This is a genomic window from Curtobacterium sp. B18, from assembly GCF_000333375.1.
Lineage (GTDB): Bacteria > Actinomycetota > Actinomycetes > Actinomycetales > Microbacteriaceae > Curtobacterium.
This window is the reverse complement of record NZ_BACZ01000182.1, coordinates 2225-3503: the sequence shown is the minus strand read 5'-3', so window position 1 is coordinate 3503 and position 1279 is coordinate 2225. Positions and strand designations below refer to the sequence as shown.

The following is a 1279-nucleotide window of genomic DNA, read 5'->3' as shown; positions in this document are numbered from 1 at the left end:
GACGAGCTGCGGATCGAGCACGAGCGGCTCGACTTCCCGATCGCGATCGGCGACGGCGGCTCGTTCCGGGTCGAGCTGAACCACTCGAACCAGTCCGTCCTCCCGTCCGGGCTGCAGCTCGGCGACAACGACTCGCGGATCCTCGCGGTCGCGTCGAACCTCAAGAACGACGGCCTCGACGTGGTCGTCGTGTCGAAGGACCTGCCGCTGCGCGTCAAGGCCTCGTCGATCGGCATGGCGGCGGAGGAGTACCGTGCCGAGCTCGCGATCGACTCCGGCTACACCGGCATCGCCGACCTGCAGGTCTCCGGCGAGCAGATGTCCGACCTGTACGAGAACGAGGAGATCCGGTCGTCCCAGCTGGACGGCGTCCCGGTCAACACCGGTGTCGTGATCCACTCCGAGCGCGGCTCGGCCCTCGGCCGGGTGCACACCGCCGGCGCGGTGGCGCTGGTGCGCGGCGACCGCGAGGTCTTCGGACTCCGCGGCCGCTCGGCCGAACAGCGGCTCGCGATCGACGCCTTGCTCGACCCGGAGATCGGCATCGTGTCCCTCGGCGGCAGCGCCGGGACGGGCAAGTCGGCGCTCGCGCTCTGCGCCGGCCTCGAGGCGGTCCTCGAACGCCAGCAGCACAAGAAGATCATGGTGTTCCGGCCGCTCTACGCGGTGGGCGGCCAGGAGCTCGGGTACCTGCCGGGCGACGCGGCCGAGAAGATGAACCCGTGGGCGCAGGCCGTGTACGACACGCTCGGTGCCCTGGTCTCCGACAACGTCCTCGACGAGGTCGTCGAGCGGGGCATGCTCGAGGTGCTCCCGCTGACGCACATCCGCGGGCGCTCCCTGCACGACGCGTTCGTGATCGTGGACGAGGCGCAGTCCCTCGAACGGAACGTCCTGCTCACGATGCTGTCCCGCATCGGCCAGAACTCGCGGGTCGTCCTCACCCACGACGTCGCGCAGCGCGACAACCTGCGCGTCGGCCGGCACGACGGGGTCGCGTCGGTGATCGAACGGCTGAAGGGGCACCCGCTGTTCGCGCACGTGACGCTGACGCGCTCGGAGCGGTCCGCGATCGCGGCACTGGTGACGGAGATGCTCGACTCGCCGGACCTGGTCTAGCGGGGCCGGCCGCCGGCCGGGCCGCGCGGCGGCGCGGCGGCGCGGCGCGCGGCGCGCGGCGCGCGGGGACCTTTCGCGCTGGACGACACGTCACGCCGTCGCGCGGCCGTGACGTGTCGCTCAGCGCGTGAAGACGGTGCATGAGACGGACAGGAGGCNC

Annotated in this window: 1 protein-coding gene; it reads left to right on the top strand. The window is 71.8% G+C overall.

Going from position 1 to position 1279, the window contains the following annotated elements:
- A partial coding sequence (locus I5E_RS04980) for a PhoH family protein (RefSeq protein WP_022906018.1) occupies window positions 1–1119 on the top strand: 1119 nt, incomplete at its 5' end.
- Window positions 1120–1279 lie beyond the last annotated feature (160 nt).